This is a genomic window from Streptococcus sp. HMSC061E03, from assembly GCF_001813505.1.
In the GTDB taxonomy this organism is placed as follows: domain Bacteria; phylum Bacillota; class Bacilli; order Lactobacillales; family Streptococcaceae; genus Streptococcus.
Genome location: NZ_KV812792.1, coordinates 1 through 18233 on the forward strand (window position 1 = coordinate 1; position 18233 = coordinate 18233).

Consider the following 18233-nt stretch of genomic DNA (forward strand, 5'->3'; position numbering starts at 1 on the left):
ATCATGACCTTACCTTACTGTCAACACTTTTTTTCAAAATTTTTTATTTTTTTGAAAGTTTTTTTACTTTTTTGGTTTATATAAAAAAATCAGGAGCATAGATACTCCTGATTCCTCTATAATTTAATTGATGTTTTCAATCTCTTTTTGATCTTTATTCTTTTACTTCCAATAGACCGATGTCTCCATCTTCTCTACGGTAGATCACATTTGTTGTATTGTCTTCTGCATCACGATAAATGAAGAAGTCGTGTGCTAATAGATCCATTTGAAGGATTGCTTCATCTAAATCCATTGGTTCTAGATCAATTGTTTTTGAGCGAACAACTTTTTCTGTGGTTGCTGCTTCTTCTACAACTGCATCGGTAAACAATTTACCTGCACCAGATTTAATACGATTTTTCTTTTCGATTTTTGTTTTATTCTTACGAATTTGACGTTCAATTTTATCTACAACTAGATCAATTGAACCGTACATATCTTGAGAGACATCTTCTGCACGAAGTGTGATAGATCCAAGCGGAATGGTTACTTCTACTTTTGCGGTCTTTTCACGGTAAACTTTTAAGTTTACTCGAGCGTCTAGCTCTTGATCTGCCTGAAAATATTTTTCAATCTTTTCGAGTTTAGAAACGACATAGTCGCGAATGGCTTCTGTTACTTCTAGGTTTTCACCACGGATACTATATTTAATCATATTAGTACCTACTTTCTAAACGTTATGTTTTTATTTATATGTATATTATAACGCTTTCATAAACTTTTTGCAAATCTTTTTTTACCTTGCGATTGAAAATGTCTTTATTTCTTTCACACCTTTTTCAATTAGTAGGCGCTTCATTAATTCGATTGTTTTGCCCGTTGTGTAGATATCATCAAAGATAAGATATTTCTGCTTTTTTGAAACTTCTTCTTTTAATTGAAAGTGTTGAGTGGTTTTTAATCTTTCTTCTCTTGTTTTTTTTGATTGGGCTAAGCTGTCTTCTTTTTGCAAGAGACTGCTGTACTTTATTTCTGCAAAATCTAATATAGTCGAAACCTGATTAAATCCTCTCTCCTGCTTTTTTTCATGGCTGATTGGAGTCGGTATTATCGTATAGCTTTTATATTTTTTCAAGGCTTTTTTGATGTCACATGCAAATACCATTCCTAATAAACGATCTCCTTCAAATTTATATCGCTTGAAATAGTCCTTCATTGCTGCATTATATCTATATAATGCTTCATGTTCTACCATATTCCCCTTTTGTATCCAGTATTCGCAATCTTTACATACTTTCTCCTCCTTATCTTTATAACATCTAGGACAATGAATTTCGCCAATTTGTTCGAAGTCTTCTTTGCATTCTTTACAAATCCATTCTTCTTGTTGATTCATAAAAATAAGGTCTGTGAAATGTTCACCAGTTTTCAACTCTTTAGTACAAAGCAGACATTCTTTCAAAATCCAGCCTCCTGATTCATTTCCTTTATTTCTTTAATCGCTTTCTTCATTTCTCGTGTTATGCCATCTGATAGAAAAAGTAGTTTACCTGTTGGTCTTTCTTTACTTCGACCGACCCTTCCTGAAATTTGTACGAGAGCACTCTTAGTAAATAATTTGTGATTACTTTCTAAAACAAAGACATCTACAAACGGAAAAGTCACTCCTCTTTCTAAAATTGTTGTCGAGACTAGCATGGTTATGGCTCTGTTTCTAAACTCTTCTACCATTCGTAGACGGTTTGTTGTCTGTGAGGATACAAAACCTACAGTTTCTTTGGGAAAGTATTTTTTTAAGTTCTCAGTAAATTGTTGTCCTAATTCTATTTCAGATACAAAAATTAACAATGGGTAGTGAGTCTGTCTTTGTTTCTTGATCAGTTGCAATAGTTGGTAAGGGATTCTTCCTTTTTCTATTTTTTCTCTAATTTTCGGCACCCATTTTATTTCAGGGACCACTAGTGGGTTCCCATGAAATCTTCTTGGAAGACTATAACGAATGATTTCTTTTTTCTTGACCTTTTTATCTAACTCATCTGTAGAGGTTGCTGTTAAATATAGAGTGTTCCCCTCTTTTTTTATCGCATTCTGAGCTGCTTTATATAAGATTGGATTGTCCACATAGGGAAACGCATCTACTTCATCTATAATAAGGAGATCAAAGGCCTGATAAAACTTTAGCAATTGATGGGTTGTAGCGATCACCAAAGGTGTTCTAAAATAGGGCTCCGATTCTCCATGAAGTAAAGAAATGGGGCAGGAAAAATCTTCCTTCATCCTTCCGTACAGTTCGATACAGACATCGATTCTTGGGGTAGCAATACAGACTGCTTTTCCTGCCTTGATCGCTGTTGCTACAACCTGGTACATCATTTCCGTTTTCCCAGCGCCTGTCACAGCATGTACCAATGCATGTTTTCCTGCTTTAACTGCTTGGATAAGTCCTTCAGATACCTCTTGTTGATAAGAAGTCAAGACTCCTTTCCATTTTAGCACCTCTTGTCCTTCAAAGTCTTGCTGTCCAATAGCATAAAGTTTTTGATCACTCCGGATCCTTCCCAATTGGATACAGGCCCTACAATACAGCACCTCCTCACTCAACTTCCACAGTTTTTGATCAATCAAACTGCCACATCGAAAGCATTGGTACCTTCCATTCTGTTTTTCTATAGCGGGAAGTTCTTGGGCAATTTCTTTTAAATCATTTGTCATTTGACTCTCCGTTAAGAGTCTTCCATAAGATTCTTCTATCTTCATACTTATTAATTCGCAAAAGTTGGAGAAAATCATTCTTTTTTTGTAAAATAAGAATATGGAATATGTTACATTTAAAGAGAACGGCACTGTTCAAGAAGAAATCAAAAAATCAAAATTCATTTGTCATGTCAAGCGAGTCTCCTCTGAAGAGGAAGCTAGAGATTTTATCAATGCCATCAAAAAGGAACACTATAAGGCTACACATAACTGCTCTGCTTTCATCATTGGGGAACAAAGTGACATCAAACGGACCAGTGACGATGGAGAGCCTAGTGGAACCGCTGGGGTACCGATGTTAGGAGTTTTGGAGAATCATCGCATCACTAATAGTTGTGTCGTGGTTACCCGCTATTTCGGAGGTATTAAATTAGGCGCTGGCGGTCTGATTCGTGCTTATGCTGGAAGTGTTGCACAAGCAGTTCGAGAAATTGGACTGGTAGAAATCAAAGAGCAAGTGATTCTTGGGATCACACTTTCTTACTCCCAATACCAAGAATTTGCTAATTTCTTAAAAGACCATCAATTGGCGGAACAAGATCCGATGTTTACAGATCAGGTGATGACAACTATTTTTGTAGATAAAGAAAACACAAGTTCTATCACAGCAGCTTTAGTCGAATTTTACAATGGCAAAGTCATTATTGAGGACCAAGGAATTCGTGAGGTTGAAGTACCCCTACTTTCTGTAGAAAAATAATTAAAATACTATCGGCAACGATAGTTTTTTTTTATCACACCCATAAAATTTCTATATTTTACATTCTTCTCGCAAGAGACTATACTTGTTAGTATCAAGAAAACCTAGAACTGAGGTATATTATGGCTATTTATGAAAATATTACAGAATTGATTGGGAACACTCCGATTGTCAAATTGAACCGTCTTGTTCCTGAAGGAGCTGCAGATGTCTATGTCAAACTCGAAGCCTTCAATCCTGGATCATCTGTTAAAGACCGGATTGCTTTGAGCATGATTGAAAAAGCTGAAGCGGATGGCTTGATCAAACCAGGTGATACCATTGTCGAAGCAACTAGTGGGAACACAGGGATTGGCTTGTCATGGGTCGGCGCAGCTAAAGGCTACAAAGTTGTGATTGTCATGCCTGAAACCATGAGTGTGGAACGTCGTAAAATCATCCAAGCCTATGGAGCTGAACTCGTTTTGACTCCTGGAAGTGAAGGAATGAAAGGCGCTATCGCTAAAGCTGAAGCAATCGCTGCAGAAAGAAATGGCTTCCTTCCTCTTCAATTTGAAAACCCTGCTAACCCAGAGGTACATGAAAGAACAACAGGACAAGAAATCGTTTATGCCTTTGGAAAAGATGGTTTAGATGCTTTTGTCGCAGGTGTTGGTACTGGTGGTACTGTTTCTGGTATTTCTCATACTTTGAAAAAGAATAATCCTGCTGTCAAAGTCTACGCCGTTGAGGCCAATGAATCCGCAGTCCTTTCTGGCGAAAAACCTGGACCACATAAAATCCAAGGGATTTCAGCTGGTTTTATCCCAAATACTTTAGACACTAATGCATATGATGGTGTTCGTCGCGTATCTTCAGAAGAAGCTTTCGAACTTGCACGCGCTATCGGTGGAGCTGAAGGATTCTTAGTCGGTATCTCAAGCGCAGCTGCTATCTATGCTGCTATTGAAGTCGCAAAAGAATTGGGTAGCGGTAAAAAAGTTCTTGCTCTTGCACCAGATAATGGAGAACGTTATCTCTCTACTACCCTTTACGAATTTGAATAATTCTCTATATCAAAAAAACTTCGATAGGTTTCATCAACCTATCGAAGTTTTTATTTCTTTTCTTGTTTGCTAAAGAATACCTTTCCTTCTTTAACCCAGGTCGGCATCTGTTGAGCTAAGGGCGCAAAACCACTCTTGTAGCGGTCATTTGAAAAACGATGGTGTCGAATGCTTCGTTGTGGTGTTTCTTCTAGTGTTCTCAGAGAGAGGCTAGCTTTCTTAGAATATTCATCAACATCGATGACTTGGACAAAGACCTTCTCCCCAATCGACAGAATATCCTGAATATTACTTACATAACCACTTCTAATCTCTGAGATATGAATCAAGCCCGTCACACCCGACTCTAGTTCGACAAAGGCGCCGTAAGGTTGAATTCCTGTGATGGTTCCTTCTAACTTATCTCCAATTTTCATATTAGTCCTCAATTTCGATGGTTTCAATCACGACATCTTCTACTGGCTTATCCATCATCCCTGTCTCAACAGCCGCGATCTCATCCAACACAGCAAAAGAAGCTTCATCCATCAATTGACCAAATACTGTATGACGTTGATCTAGGTGAGGAGTTCCCCCTTCTGTCGTATAGATTTCTGCAATTTTTTCAGGCCAGCCACCGCGGACCAATTCCTTTTTCGAATATGGAAGATGTTGATTTTGTACAATAAAGAATTGGCTACCATTTGTGTTTGGTCCAGCATTTGCCATCGAAAGGGCTCCACGAATATTGTACAATTCTTTTGAAAACTCGTCTTCGAAGCTCTCCCCATAGATGGATTCACCACCCATACCTGTGCCTGTTGGATCTCCCCCTTGGATCATAAAATCTTTAATAATCCGATGGAAAATGACACCATCATAATAGCCAGACTTAGCAAGAGCTACAAAGTTTGCAACTGTTTTTGGCGCTTGATCCGGGAACAATTGAATGTTCATCTCACCGTGATTGGTTTTGATCACAGCGACAGGACCGTCAACCGTAGCAAGTTCTAACTGTGGTAATGTCAATTCTTTTTCAACCATATTTAACTCCTCTAAGGCATAGAATATGCCATCTTCTTCTAAATTCTTAGTGATATAATCAGCTTTTTCTTGTAACTCTGGAGCAGATTTTCCCATTGCGATACTAATTCCAGCGTAATCAAACAGTTCTAGATCATTTAATCCATCCCCAAATACTAAAACATTCTCTGGCTTCAAGCCCAAATGATTTACAAGATGAGAAACTCCTGAAGCTTTTGAAGCTTCAAAGCGAACAACATCTGATGAATGGGGATGCCACGAAACTAGGCGCAAGTTCTCTTGCAAAGAAGGGGGCAACTCTAGCTCACTATCCTGTTCATCAAAGGTCCACATTTGGAAAATAGGTTCTTTCAAATGCAGATCTGGATCTACGGGTAAGTTGGGATAAATGATGTCAATAGCATCACTGATCAAGGGTGTCCGATTAGACAGGGCAGCTTGATGACTAGCCACTAACCCATAATCAATCTCGGATTCTTTGGCCCAATCTACAAAAGAAGAAACGATTGCTTCATTGATTGGTGATTGGTAGATCACAGTTCCTTTTGTATCTTCTATATAGGCACCGTTTAAGGTTACTAGAAAATCAGGCTTTAAGTCCATGATTTCAGGAACAACCCCAAAAATCCCTCTGCCGGTTGCAATCCCTGTTCGGATTCCTTTTTCTTTCAACTGATGGAAGACGTCTTTGACAGATTCTGGGATCAATCCTGTTTCTTTTGCACGTAATGTATCATCAATATCAAAAAAGACGATTTTAACTTTTTTGGCTTTATAACGTAATTTTGCGTCCACTTGTCTCCCCCTTATGATCACGCTCTATTATAGCATGTTTCCTTTTAAAAATCTTCTTGATTCACCAGATGGTGTCGAAAGGCATAGACGACTGCTTGCGTCCGATCACTGACTTCTAATTTCGATAAGATGTTGGAGACATGGGTCTTCACTGTTTTTAAAGAAATGAAGAGTTCATCTGCTATTCGTTGATTTTCATATCCTTTCGTCAATAAAGCCAGAATATCTCGTTCTCTAGCTGTCAAATCATCATGCAATTCAGCATGGTTCTTTCGTGACTCAACTTTTTGACTAACTTCTGTCTCAATTGCAAATTCTCCCTTTGCAACCTTTCTGACAGCCTGTAAGATCTCAGTTGCTGACGAGGTCTTTAAAATATACCCTTTTGCACCGGCATCTAAGACAGGGTAAATCTTTTCGTTATCTAAATAAGACGTCAAAATGACAATTTTAGCTTCCGGCCACTCTTTTAGGATGGCTAGAGTCGCATCGATTCCATTTAGCTCTGGCATCACAATATCCATGATGATGACGTCTGGTCTTTCTTTCAGCGCCAACTCCACCCCTTCATGCCCATTTTTCGCCTCTAAGACCTGCTCAATATCGGTTTGCATGGACAAAAAGCTTTTCAATCCCAATCGGACCATTTCATGATCATCTACTAATAATACTTTCATACAGTTTCCTTTTCATTTTTATCTTTTACAAGGAGGGGAACGCGAATATCTACAGCCACTCCCTTTTGAGGACTCGTTCTTATTTTAATGGTTCCCGCCATGTCTTCTACACGTTCTTGAATATTTTTCAACCCATAACTCAATCGTTCCAATTTTTCCTGCTCAAATCCGATTCCATCATCTACCATCCGTAAATGAAGTTGTTTTCCTTCCTGTTGCAAAAAGACATCCATTTGTTGAGCTCTAGCGTGTTTCAAGGTATTGCTGACAATTTCTTGGACGATCCGAAATAGATGTTCTTCCATTTCTTTTGGAATGCTCACGTCATTATGATGGAAGACAACTGCTAGGTTACTCTTTTCCTTCAATTCTCTAAAAATCATCTCCATCCCTTCTACCAAACTTTTTCCTTCCAATTCTGTAGGACGAAGATGTAGGAGCAAGACGCGTAAATCATTTTGGGCTGTACCTAGAATATCTGACACACCATTTAGTTGCTGCTGGATCTGACTTTTCTCTAACTCAAGAGCCCGTGCTGCCACTCCAGATAAAATCATATTGGCTGCAAACAATTCTTGACTAACCGTATCATGTAGATCACGCGCAATTCTCTTACGCTCGATTTCCACAATTTCTTCTTCATTTCGCATCACACGATTTTCACTCTTTTGTAAATTTTCTTCTAGTCGAAGTAATTTGCTGTCCAATAAATCTAACTGTTGATTCAATTCTTTGGGGGCAATTTCTTTTCGCTGTGAAGCAGTCAGGATAGATTCTACCTTTTGTTGTACTGCATGAACTGTTACAAATTGCGTGATTTTGATAATTAAGACAACCAAAGCCGTCAATGCAAGCGTCAGACTAAAAACCAAAAATAGGAATGACTGAAGCAAGGAAAGATCTGAGAGAAGTTTGCCCCACTGAAAACCAACAAAATGGAAAATGGTATGACAAATGACCGCAACCACCATTAGGGAATAGAAATACAATAGGAGATAGTCTAATTTCTTCATGCGCGAATCACCTCAACATCCCCAACAATACCAACTAACTCAATTTTTATAGAACGGTGCGATCTCCGATAGTGTGCCGTTTCAATGTCTATGGTTTCATTCCTCATTTTACGGACAGGAAGATCCAAAAACTTCAGATCTCCATACAGGGTGTTAATTTGTAAATGCAACTCCAAATCAATCGGTAAGATAATTTTTGTATTTCCAAAACCTTTCCGAATGATCACTACATTGTCCCAATTGCAAATGGCTACCTCCTCTAAATGGAGGGTGTCATTTCCAAAAACTCGGATTACATTCAGATCTCGATACCCTCGACTTTGCTTTGAAAAATGTTGTAAATCACCAATCCATCGAGTTTTTTCCTGACGAATTTTCGTATCCTCTTCAACATCAAACACAACGGCTTCATTTTCCTTATACATATAAGGGTAAGCAATCAATAAACCATAAACCACCGCAAATAAAATGGCTGCAATCACAAAAGGATTCAGCATCACGATAAAAAACAATAGCACACTCAGCGCGATTAATAGAAAATTCGCTTTTTGTTTGCCAAAATAGTAATACAAAAGGAGCAAAAAGAGAACCATCAAGACAACAAATCTGGAAAAATCGATTGATAAAATGGTGATCGCTGCCAATGTTAACAAAACGGCTTCAACGAAAATAAAAATTTGTATTTTCCACATAGTCTACCTCATCTTTTCCTATTTTATCAAATTTTTCCTCATTTGACTTCCGTCTGTGGTTGGATAATAAGAAGAGCAAAAAAACACCCAAAAGAAAGAAATCCTTTGGGTGTCCTTGGTATCGGAATGAATTGTTATTAAATAAGTTCTTTCCAATAACGGTTGTCTAGAGGCATTATTTATACATGAATGCCCAGTAATAGTTACCGTCGCCATTGATGACTGCTGCTACCGCACCTTCTGTGGCATTTGGATCGAGCATTAATTCTCTCAATCCACTGTTATACCATTTCGTTGCGACTGTTGTTGCATTGTCTTCACGGCGAGCTACAAAACCTGTGCTATCGTACTGACGTGAAATAGTATGGGCTTTTGGTAAGGCACGTGAGTTGTAGACATCATCTGACCAAGTCAATTCTTTTAAGCCTTGTGCTTTTCGCAATTCGTTAATCTTAGCAAATGCTTCTTTCGCTTTATCTAACTCGATATAGTTTGTATTGTCTGTTGCTTCTACACGATAAACGAATTTCACATAGCCAAACTCAACATCTTTGTAGTTCTTGTCATCTACTCCACTCTTCAAGTTAGCGATTAAAACATAGTCTTTAGCCCATGGGTTTTCTTTAGATTGCTCAAAGAGTTCTGGGTCCTCGATTTCCCATTCTACTTTGGCATCCCAGCCAGCATTGTCAATAAATTTAGGATTCATTTTCTTAATGACATAGTCCTTAAATTCATCCACATTCTTAAATGGAAGAGCTTGACCTGCTTTAGCTGTTTCTACAAGGTTTGTAGAGTAGAGCTTCACGCTTGAGTCTCGATCGCTATAGGCATATTCATCATCTTTGGCATCTTCGTGGAATTTTGGATCGATTTCAGGATCTTTCGGATCTGTCATTCCATAAAGTTTCCATTTATCTCCATTCCATTTCCAATAAGCAGAGTAACCAGTTGCTTCCGTATCAGAAGGAACGTAGTAATAGTGAGTCGACCCGTCAAAGTAGTAGTTCTTATCTCGACGCAAAGCTGCTGATCCAGGTTTGCCAGGAGGATAGACTATCTTTGGTGCTCGTCCATTTGGAGCCCATGGAAGATGTTCTAATCCTTCTGCAGGTGTCTCAACGTATGGAGGAATTTGGTTTTCACTAGGCTGATCTGTTGATACCAAACCATCATTTCCAGGCACTTCAGGTTGCACCGGTTCTTCTGGTTTTGGTTCACTTGGATTTTCTGGGGTTGGTGCGAAAGGATCAAACTCTCCATCTGCTCCTACAAATGGAGGATTTTCTGGGAAGATCAAGTTCCCGTGATCTTCTGGTGTAGATGGTTCTGATGGGTTGACTGGTTGATCGGGTTTATCGCTTGGATCTGGCTCGTCGGGTGTTGGAGTTGGATCCGGAGTCGGTGTTGGAGTTGGATCTGGAGTATCAGGATTTTCCGTCGAATTCTTCACAAATACCCATTTACCATTTTTATAGTAGTAATAATCCCCATTATCTAATACATAATAATGGTAGCCATTTTCATATACATAATGAGGGTCATTGGCAAGGTTATTAGTAGAGTTATTCCGATTAGTTAAAGGCTTCCACTCACCATTGCGGTAGATCCGGTAAGTCCCATCACTCATCCGATAATAATGATTGCCATTCCAATAAATGTAGTTTACATCATTTTCCAAGGAATAACCATAGTTCCAACCATTATAGCCATAATAATTATTCCAGCTAGGATAACCATAGTTATAGCCATAATAATAGTTCCAATTTGGATATCCATAGCCATAACTATAGGTCCATGAATTATAGCCATTATAACCGTTCCAATTATTGTAACCATAGTTATAATAGTTTGAACGATAAGGGGAGGTATTCCATCCTCTATTTTCTGCAGCTACTTTTGTTGCTATAAATGCCGGGACAATCATAGCTGTTGCTAAGATTGCTCGACTAACCACTCTATATTTTCTGTCCATTTAAATAATCTCCATTGGGAAAGTATAGGCGAAAGATACATCAACTATGTGCACATATTTCAAAAGTCATTCTACCTCCCTGTTTCTTAGTTCACGATATTTATCTCCACCAGTTGTCAAGGCCTATTCAACTAGTAGAAAAAAATCTATTCGTTTACCAATTTCCTATCAAAGCAGGTCTGAACGACATTTTTACTCTTTGATCTCCTTTCACGCAGATTATAGCATGTGGGCTAAAACAAAGGCAAATAATTTGATATTCAATCTATTTTCGACTTCAAATTGCCTTATGTTTAATTGACTATTTTATTTTACCGGACTTGAAACCCCTTGTTTGTTAAGGGATTCACATAATCTATTCATCTGTAGAAAAATAGTTTCTTGAAGCGACCTCAAAGTTTTTCCCTCTACAGGGAAATAAAAAAATCACGACATAGCAACAAAAAAATACAAAAAGACTCAGAAATTCATCTGAGTCTTAGACTGATTTATTAATCTCCACCAGTTGCACTACTGCTGGAGCTTTCTGTATCTGATCGTTCAGCAGAGGATGAACTAGATGCATCTGAACTTGATGAGGCTTTCGTACTTGAAGAAGCCGTCACTTTAGGCTCATATACAGTCAAAACAATTCGTGTTCGGTTAATATCCACCGTACTCGAAACTTCTGGAGTTTGACTGACAATTTGACCGGCAGAAACAACTACCCCATCAGGGAGATGTTCCGTTTTTCTTAATTCGATATTGGCTTCTTTAATACCATAGATCTCAATCAAATTACTTCTAGCAAAATCATAAGTTGATCCAACATAGTTTGGCATTTCAATTGAAGTCGTTTCTTTCGCTACTTTCAAAACAATCTTGGTTTTTGAATTCAGAGAATATTGCTCTCCTGGAGCTGGGGTTTGTTCAAGAACTGTCCCTGCAGCATAATCGAAGGTCTCAACTTCTTCAATCGTGATCATTTTGCTTGATACTTTATAAGTATTTTTCAGATCTTCCTCTGCTTTAGCTCGTGTTTCTCCTACATAGTTTGGCATTTCAAAACTATTTGGACCTTTTGAAACAATCAAATCAATGCGACTTTGTTCTTTCTTTTGAGCACCTGCATTTGGATTGGTCCGAATGACATAGCCTTCTGCAACCGAATCACTGTACTCTTCTTTCTCTTCACCGACTTGAAGGTCTTGTCCCTCAATAACCGCTCTAGCTTCGGCAATGGTTTTGCCGGAAACATCTGGAACTGTTTTATTGGCTGGGCTCATATACAACAAGAAAGTAAAGGCTGCAAGAACTAGTGCAATGGCAACAAACAATACCTTGTAGCGCGCCCGCAAGCGTCTTCTTTGCTTTTTACTTGGTGCCATTGTCTGCTGGTCAGATAATGGTCGATTAGGATCTACCGAACTGATTTCACTGCGTACCTCAGAGATTGGAACAGGAGCCGTCTTTGGAGTTGGACTCACTTTTGGAAGAGTCTTTGTATCAGCTTTCGATTGATCTTCAAAAATCAGTTTTTTCTCATTTCTTCTCTCGTAGGACAAGCAACTTGAAAGGTCCACATACATCTCTGCCACTGATTTATAGCGATCCGTCAGTTTTTTAGCTGTCGCTTTGATCACCACATTTTCTAAAGCTTGTGGAACATTCTTATTCTCTTCCCGAATAGATGGGAGTGGCTTTTGAAAATGCTGCAAAGCGATTGTAACTGCACTATCTCCATCATAAGGAATGTGTCCTGTCAACATCTCATAGAAAATGATCCCCATCGCGTAGATGTCACTTTGCACCGTAGCTTTTGAACCGCGCGCCTGCTCAGGGGACAAATAATGAACCGACCCCAACATCGAGTTGGTCTGAGTCAAACTAGTCTCTGCGAAGGCCACTGCAATCCCAAAGTCTGAAACTTTTGCTGTTCCATCTGGTGTCAAGAGAACATTCTGTGGTTTTAAATCTCTATGGATAATGCCACGCGTATGGGCAAGACGCATAGCTAGAAGGATCTGCCCCATCAAACGAACAGCTTCTTCATTTGATAAAGGAGCATTTTCTTTGATATAGCGTTTCAAGTCTAAACCTGCAACATATTCCATTGCAAGGTATTGTTGTCCTTCTTCTTCGCCAATGTCTGTAATCCGAACGATATTTGGATGGTCCAGCTCTGCCATCGCCTTTGCTTCACGCTGAAAACGCGCAACTGCAATGGGATCCGTCTGGTAATTCGTACGCAGTACCTTGACTGCAACTTCTTCCCCATCCAAAATCAAATCACGCGCAAGATAAACATCTGCCATCCCGCCGCGTCCAATTTGTTGGATGATTTTATATCGCCCGGCAAAAATTTTGCCGATTTGAATCATGCTGCGTCCTCCTCAGTAAAGTGGAGCAGTACAACGGTGATATTATCCAAGCCTCCAGCATTATTGGCAAAACGAATCAAGGTTTGAGCTTTTTCTTCCAGTGAAACATCACTCAAGACAATGTCTCTGATTTCATCTGGGCCAATCATATTGGTTAAACCGTCACTATTGATCAAAATATAATCATCTGCTTCAACCGTCACCAAACCATAATCCGGCTCTAACTCATCTTTTTGACCAATGGACTGAGTGATGATGTTACGTTGAGGATGATGGGCAGCTTCTTCCTCTGTAATTTGACCAGCTCGCAAAAGAGCATTTACAAGAGAATGGTCACTGGTCAACTGCTGGTATTCGCCCTGACGAATGAGGCCAATCCGTGAATCCCCAACGTGGGCATAAATCACTTGTCCTTCTACAAAAGCCAAGGCTTCTAGTGTCGTTCCCATTCCTTTGTGCTCATCATCTTGCCCAGCCAAATGAATCCGACGATTCACAGCTTCTAAATGTTCTGCAAACCATTCACGTACTTGATTAACCGTCTCGATCTCAGAAGAAACCCAAGCCGCACCTAGGTCTGTGACTGCCATTTCACTAGCAATATTTCCGGCACGGTGTCCTCCCATACCATCAGCAAGTAAAACCATAGATTTTCCTGCCTTGTTTTTATATTGATTTGCATAGTCTTGGTTATTTGTCCGTCTTTGACCTACATCGGTTAAGATCGTCATATCCATACTGTCAGTTTCCTCCTGATATTATGAGATTCTCTTAAAACGACTGATAAAGAAGCCGTCGCTTCCATATAATTCGGGTGTAATAAGGATACAATCATTTTTAAGAATATCTTTTCTTTCGTGATCCAATGGGACTTTTTCGAAATTTGGATGGTTTTTCAAAAATTGGTCCACCACTTCAAAATTCTCTTTACCCATAATTGTACACGTACTGTACACTATTATACCACCTTTACGCACACTTTGACAAACACTATCCAGAATGGCCAATTGGATAGCTTGTAAAGATACAAAATCTGCACTCTCTTTATTGTACTTGATATCAGGCTTTCTCCGTATCAAACCAATCCCTGAACAAGGCGCATCCACCAAAATTTTATCGAAAGCATCAGGTCCAAATGTTTCAAAAACTTTTGTCGCATCTAACTTCTTTGTCAAAATTTTGTCCGCAACATGGAGCCGATTAGCATTTTCTTGAATCAATTTGAGCTTATGGTCATAGAGATCCAAGGCTGTGACTTTCCCAGTTGTGAGATAAGAAGCCAGGTGGGTCGTCTTTCCACCTGGAGCCGCACAGGCATCTAAAACCCACTCATCTCCTTGCAAATCCAAAGCTGGTGCCACCAATTGGCTGGACTCGTCTTGAATAGTAATGCGCCCTTCTTTAAACAAGGAATGCGCCGCAAAATGTCCCTGCTCTTTCACGAGAGCGGACGAAGCAAGTAGAGAGGAGGTTGCTTCGAGTAGCTGAGCCAACTCTTCTTTTTCGTCCAGATCAATCACACGAATACTGGATTTATTACGCTGATAGAGACTCTTAAAAATAGCGCAAGCACGTTCTTCACCGTATTCTTCGATCAATGCTTTGACCAACCATACAGGTAGGGAATACTCTACCGAATAACGTTTGTTCTTTCGCTTGATTGTATCAATAGCTGGTAGTCCTTCGCGGATTAGCTTTCTAAGAATAGCATTGACAAACTTCTCACTGCCTTCTTTACGACGTTTTGCTATCCGGACAGCTTCATTGACGATGGCATGATCGGGAATGCGGTCTAAATAGACAAGTTGATACAAACTCATCATCAAAAGATAATAGAGCCAAGGATCTAATTTCGTCCGGTCTTCAATTACGTGGGCGAGATACCACTCGAGTGTTATCTTCCGTGCTACAGTACCGTATACAACTTCCGTAACAAAGCTTCTATCTTTATCTGAAAGTTGAGAGTGTTCTAGCGCTTGATTTAGGGCAATATTAGAATAAGCTCCCTGTTCAAAAACCTCTTCTAACACTCGAACGATCTGTTCCCGCGCATTCATTTGTTTAACTTCCAAAGTGATCTCCTACTTTCAATTGACGGCCGGCGCCATTCAAAAAGTCTGTGATGGACATTTTTGGTTTTCCTGCCGGCTGCACAACTTTGAGGGACAATGCGCCTTCTCCTGCAGCGACTAGCAACTCTTTTTTGGTCAAAGCAATCACTTCTCCTGGATTTCCATTTCCTTCGCATAGCTCTGCTTCATAAACTTTAAAGCGTTGTCCATTTAATAACGTATGAGCGACCGGCCAAGGATTCATCCCTCGGATCTGATTAAAGACTTGGCGATTGGTTTTGGTCCAGTCCAAAACCTCTTCTTCCGGTAAAATATTCGGTGAAAATGTGACCAAACTTGGATCTTGTGGACTTGGCTTGATCTCCCCTGCTAGGTAAGCTGGCAAAGTATCTAGGAGTAAGTCACGTCCAAGGACTGCCAATTTTTCAAACAAAGTTCCCACATTGTCCTCATCTAAAATTGGGAGAGAACGAGCTGCAATCATGTCTCCGGCATCCATTTCCTTGACCATTTCCATAATTGTAACCCCAGCTTCTTCGTCACCATTGATCAGGGCATAGTGAATGGGAGCTCCACCTCTATATTTAGGTAATAAAGACGCGTGGACATTCACCGCGAATTGGAAGTTCTCCAACAATTTTGTCGGTAAAAATTGTCCAAAAGCAGCGGTCACAATTCCATCTGCATCTAGTGATAAGAGCGTTTCCATTTCTGGACTACCCGATAATTTCTCCGGCTGAAGAACTGGTAGTCGATGTTCTAAAGCTACCTGCTTCACCGGGGTCATTCGAATCTCTTTTTTGCGACCTACTTTGCGGTCTGGTTGCGTCACAACTGCCAAAATTTCATAGCGCGAATCTGCTAACAATCCCTTTAAAACCGTCGCTGAAAAATCAGGCGTTCCCATAAAAATTAATTTTGTCATTTCTTTCTTCCTTACATAAAGCTTTGAGGTTCATTATCAATACTGACACGTAGATCTTGGTTGCCTCTTTCTTGTGTAAATTCTAGGATTTGATTCAAGACCTGTGTCATGCCTTCTTCGAAACGATATTTCACAATGATTTGATAATGATACAAATTATGTGTGCGTGCAATTGGTTTAGGTGTTGGTCCTAAGATTTGGACCTGATCAGATAAGCCAGATCGGAGAATTTCCATGACCTGATGTGACTTCTCCATCACAATTTCCTCACTCTTATGGGATAGGGTTAACCCAACTGTGAAGTAATAAGGCGTATAGCCTAACTGCCGGCGAATCTGCATTTCATAGGCAAAAAAGCCTTCATAATCTTGGTTTTTGGCAAATCGAATCGCATAATGATTGGGGTTGTAGCTCTGAATGATAACCTCTCCTTCTTTCTCTGCTCGTCCGGCCCTTCCTGCCACCTGAGTCAAGAGTTGAAAGGTTCGCTCTGAGGATCGATAATCCGGTAAATTTAAAGAAGTATCCGCATTCAAGACACCCACTAACGTCACATTTGGAAAATCCAAGCCCTTCGCAATCATTTGCGTCCCTAATAAAATATCCGCTTCTCCATTCCCGAAAGCATCTAATATTGCTGCGTGGCTCCCTTTTTTTCGGGTAGTATCCACATCCATACGCAAAATTTTAGCCTCAGGAAAGATCTCTTGTAATTCATCATAGGCTTTTTGTGTTCCTGTCCCGTAATAACGAATGGAAGGACTTTGGCAATTTGGACAGTGTCGAGGAATCGCTTTGCTATAGCCACAATAATGACAGTTCATGGTTTTAGTATCCATGTGGAGGGTCAGTGAGATATCACAATTGGGACAAGTATCCACAGTTCCACACTCGCGACACATGACAAAGCTGGAATAACCACGGCGGTTCAACATCAAGACGACCTGCTCTTTTTTCTGCAAGCGATCAGCAATAGCTTCCACTAGAACCGGAGTGAAGTTACCAGCTTCATTTTGGCCAATATAATCACGGAAATCAACGACTTTAACTTCTGGAATTTTGGCTGCCGGATTGGCCCGCTGGGTTAGACGAATTAATTCATAAACCCCTTTTGTTGCACGAGCCCTCGATTCTAAACTTGGTGTAGCAGATCCAAGAAGCAAGACTGCTTGATTGTACTGAGCCCTTAGGACTGCGACTTCCCTTGCGTGGTAGCGTGGATTACTATCTTGTTTGTAGGAAGCCTCATGCTCCTCATCAATGATGATGGCTCCGATGTTTTTTAAAGGGGCAAAGATGGCTGAGCGCGCTCCAACGACTACCTTGGCCTCCCCACGTTCAACTTTTCGCCATTGATCATACTTCTCACCGTTTGATAAGCCCGAGTGCAGAATAGCTACTTCCTGGCCAAAACGAGAGATAAAACGGTCTGTCATCTGTGGTGTCAGGGAAATCTCAGGAACCAACATAATAGCTGTTTTCCTCTTATTTAGAACTTCCTGAATAATCTGCAGATAAACTTCTGTTTTCCCGCTTCCAGTCACACCTTCTAATAAAAAAGGCTTTGATGCTTTTCCAATTTGAGAAACTACTGTTTCTACAGCTTTTGCTTGCTCTGAATTTAAAAGCAGGGCCTGGGTCTGCTCTTTTCCTTCATAATATGCAGCCGCCCGATTCACTTCTCGTTCTGTAATTTCTAACACACCCTGATCAATAAAATAAGCCACTACTTCTCGTGAAAAATCCTGATACAATCCTGCTAAGGGTTGCTCCCCTTGCTCTAGTAACAGGCGCTCTTTCAATGCTAGCCTTTTTTTAGCTCTCGCTGATGGTTGAAGTTCTTTTAATCCTTCCTGGTTAACGCGATACCATTTTTCTGTTTTAATTTGTTTCTTATCCTTGGCCTTGTATTCAAGTACCAAATCTCCTTTTCTGACCAACCGCATCACTTGGGCTTGATCGGCTGCATCTAGAGAAGAAAAAGAAACTTCATTTTTTTCACCAAAAAGTTTTACTTTGAGAGTGGGATCTAAAGAAGGTTGAGGATACAAAATCTTATCATAACTCGAATTGAGGAGAGAAGGAAGCATGGTTTTTAAAATCGTGATCTTATAAGAAAAAACACTTTTTCGTAATTGATCTGCCAACCAGAACTGCTCTTGATTTAAGACCGGAGTGTAATCCAAGACCTCCACAATCGCTTTTAATTCCTCGCTTGT

The 18233-nt window shown here is 39.9% G+C and carries 16 protein-coding genes; 2 read left to right on the forward strand and 14 right to left on the reverse strand.

What is annotated here, in order from left to right; all coding sequences use genetic code 11:
- Positions 1-154: 154 nt before the first annotated feature.
- The 3 genes from hpf to HMPREF2917_RS07315 form a co-directional block, all read right to left on the reverse strand.
- Positions 155-697, reverse strand: coding sequence for a ribosome hibernation-promoting factor, HPF/YfiA family (gene hpf, locus HMPREF2917_RS07305; RefSeq protein ID WP_003010301.1), 543 nt, complete (start codon positions 695-697; stop codon positions 155-157).
- An 81-nt stretch (positions 698-778) separates the two neighbouring features.
- Positions 779-1444: a ComF family protein gene (locus HMPREF2917_RS07310; protein WP_070589932.1), complete on the reverse strand. Its 666-nt coding sequence runs from the start codon at positions 1442-1444 to the stop codon at positions 779-781.
- Entirely contained in the window at positions 1441-2739 is a 1299-nt protein-coding gene (locus HMPREF2917_RS07315) for an ATP-dependent helicase ComFA (RefSeq protein ID WP_070589934.1), read from the reverse strand. The genes HMPREF2917_RS07310 and HMPREF2917_RS07315 overlap by 4 nt, the downstream gene beginning before the upstream one ends.
- Positions 2740-2794: 55 nt before the next feature.
- Between HMPREF2917_RS07315 and HMPREF2917_RS07320 the strand changes: the two genes are divergently transcribed.
- A complete protein-coding gene (locus HMPREF2917_RS07320; RefSeq protein WP_070589936.1) occupies positions 2795-3436 on the forward strand; it encodes a YigZ family protein in 642 nt (213 codons plus the stop codon).
- Between the two features lie 122 nt (positions 3437-3558).
- Positions 3559-4482 carry a cysteine synthase A gene (gene cysK, locus HMPREF2917_RS07325; RefSeq protein ID WP_070589939.1) on the forward strand — a complete coding sequence of 308 codons (924 nt, stop codon included), beginning with the start codon at positions 3559-3561 and terminating at the stop codon, positions 4480-4482.
- Between the two features lie 50 nt (positions 4483-4532).
- On the opposite strand, the gene HMPREF2917_RS07330 is transcribed toward cysK, so the two are convergent.
- The 11 genes from HMPREF2917_RS07330 to HMPREF2917_RS07380 form a co-directional block, all read right to left on the reverse strand.
- Positions 4533-4898: a S1 RNA-binding domain-containing protein gene (locus HMPREF2917_RS07330; protein WP_049507118.1), complete on the reverse strand. Its 366-nt coding sequence runs from the start codon at positions 4896-4898 to the stop codon at positions 4533-4535.
- 1 nt (position 4899) lies between these two features.
- A complete protein-coding gene (locus tag HMPREF2917_RS07335) occupies positions 4900-6300 on the reverse strand; it encodes a bifunctional Cof-type HAD-IIB family hydrolase/peptidylprolyl isomerase (protein ID WP_070589942.1) in 1401 nt (466 codons plus the stop codon).
- A gap of 44 nt (positions 6301-6344) precedes the next feature.
- Entirely contained in the window at positions 6345-6977 is a 633-nt protein-coding gene (locus HMPREF2917_RS07340; protein WP_049492345.1) for a response regulator transcription factor, read from the reverse strand.
- Positions 6974-7990, reverse strand: a complete 1017-nt coding sequence (locus HMPREF2917_RS07345; protein ID WP_049516138.1) for an envelope stress sensor histidine kinase LiaS — start codon at positions 7988-7990, stop codon at positions 6974-6976. The genes HMPREF2917_RS07340 and HMPREF2917_RS07345 overlap by 4 nt, the downstream gene beginning before the upstream one ends.
- Complete coding sequence (gene liaF / locus HMPREF2917_RS07350) at positions 7987-8682, reverse strand: cell wall-active antibiotics response protein LiaF (RefSeq protein ID WP_070589944.1); 696 nt, start codon at positions 8680-8682, stop codon at positions 7987-7989. The genes HMPREF2917_RS07345 and liaF overlap by 4 nt, the downstream gene beginning before the upstream one ends.
- A gap of 175 nt (positions 8683-8857) precedes the next feature.
- Complete coding sequence (locus HMPREF2917_RS07355) at positions 8858-10657, reverse strand: CAP domain-containing protein (protein ID WP_070589947.1); 1800 nt, start codon at positions 10655-10657, stop codon at positions 8858-8860.
- A gap of 491 nt (positions 10658-11148) precedes the next feature.
- Complete coding sequence (gene pknB, locus HMPREF2917_RS07360) at positions 11149-13017, reverse strand: Stk1 family PASTA domain-containing Ser/Thr kinase (protein WP_070589951.1); 1869 nt, start codon at positions 13015-13017, stop codon at positions 11149-11151.
- Positions 13014-13754 (reverse strand): Stp1/IreP family PP2C-type Ser/Thr phosphatase, encoded by a 741-nt coding sequence (locus HMPREF2917_RS07365; protein ID WP_049474471.1) that lies wholly within the window; start codon positions 13752-13754, stop codon positions 13014-13016. The genes pknB and HMPREF2917_RS07365 overlap by 4 nt, the downstream gene beginning before the upstream one ends.
- Positions 13755-13775: 21 nt before the next feature.
- A complete protein-coding gene (gene rsmB, locus HMPREF2917_RS07370; RefSeq protein ID WP_070589953.1) occupies positions 13776-15089 on the reverse strand; it encodes a 16S rRNA (cytosine(967)-C(5))-methyltransferase RsmB in 1314 nt (437 codons plus the stop codon).
- Positions 15079-16014 carry a methionyl-tRNA formyltransferase gene (gene fmt / locus HMPREF2917_RS07375; protein WP_070589955.1) on the reverse strand — a complete coding sequence of 312 codons (936 nt, stop codon included), beginning with the start codon at positions 16012-16014 and terminating at the stop codon, positions 15079-15081. The genes rsmB and fmt overlap by 11 nt, the downstream gene beginning before the upstream one ends.
- A gap of 11 nt (positions 16015-16025) precedes the next feature.
- A partial coding sequence (locus HMPREF2917_RS07380; protein ID WP_070589958.1) for a primosomal protein N' occupies positions 16026-18233 on the reverse strand: 2208 nt, incomplete at its 5' end.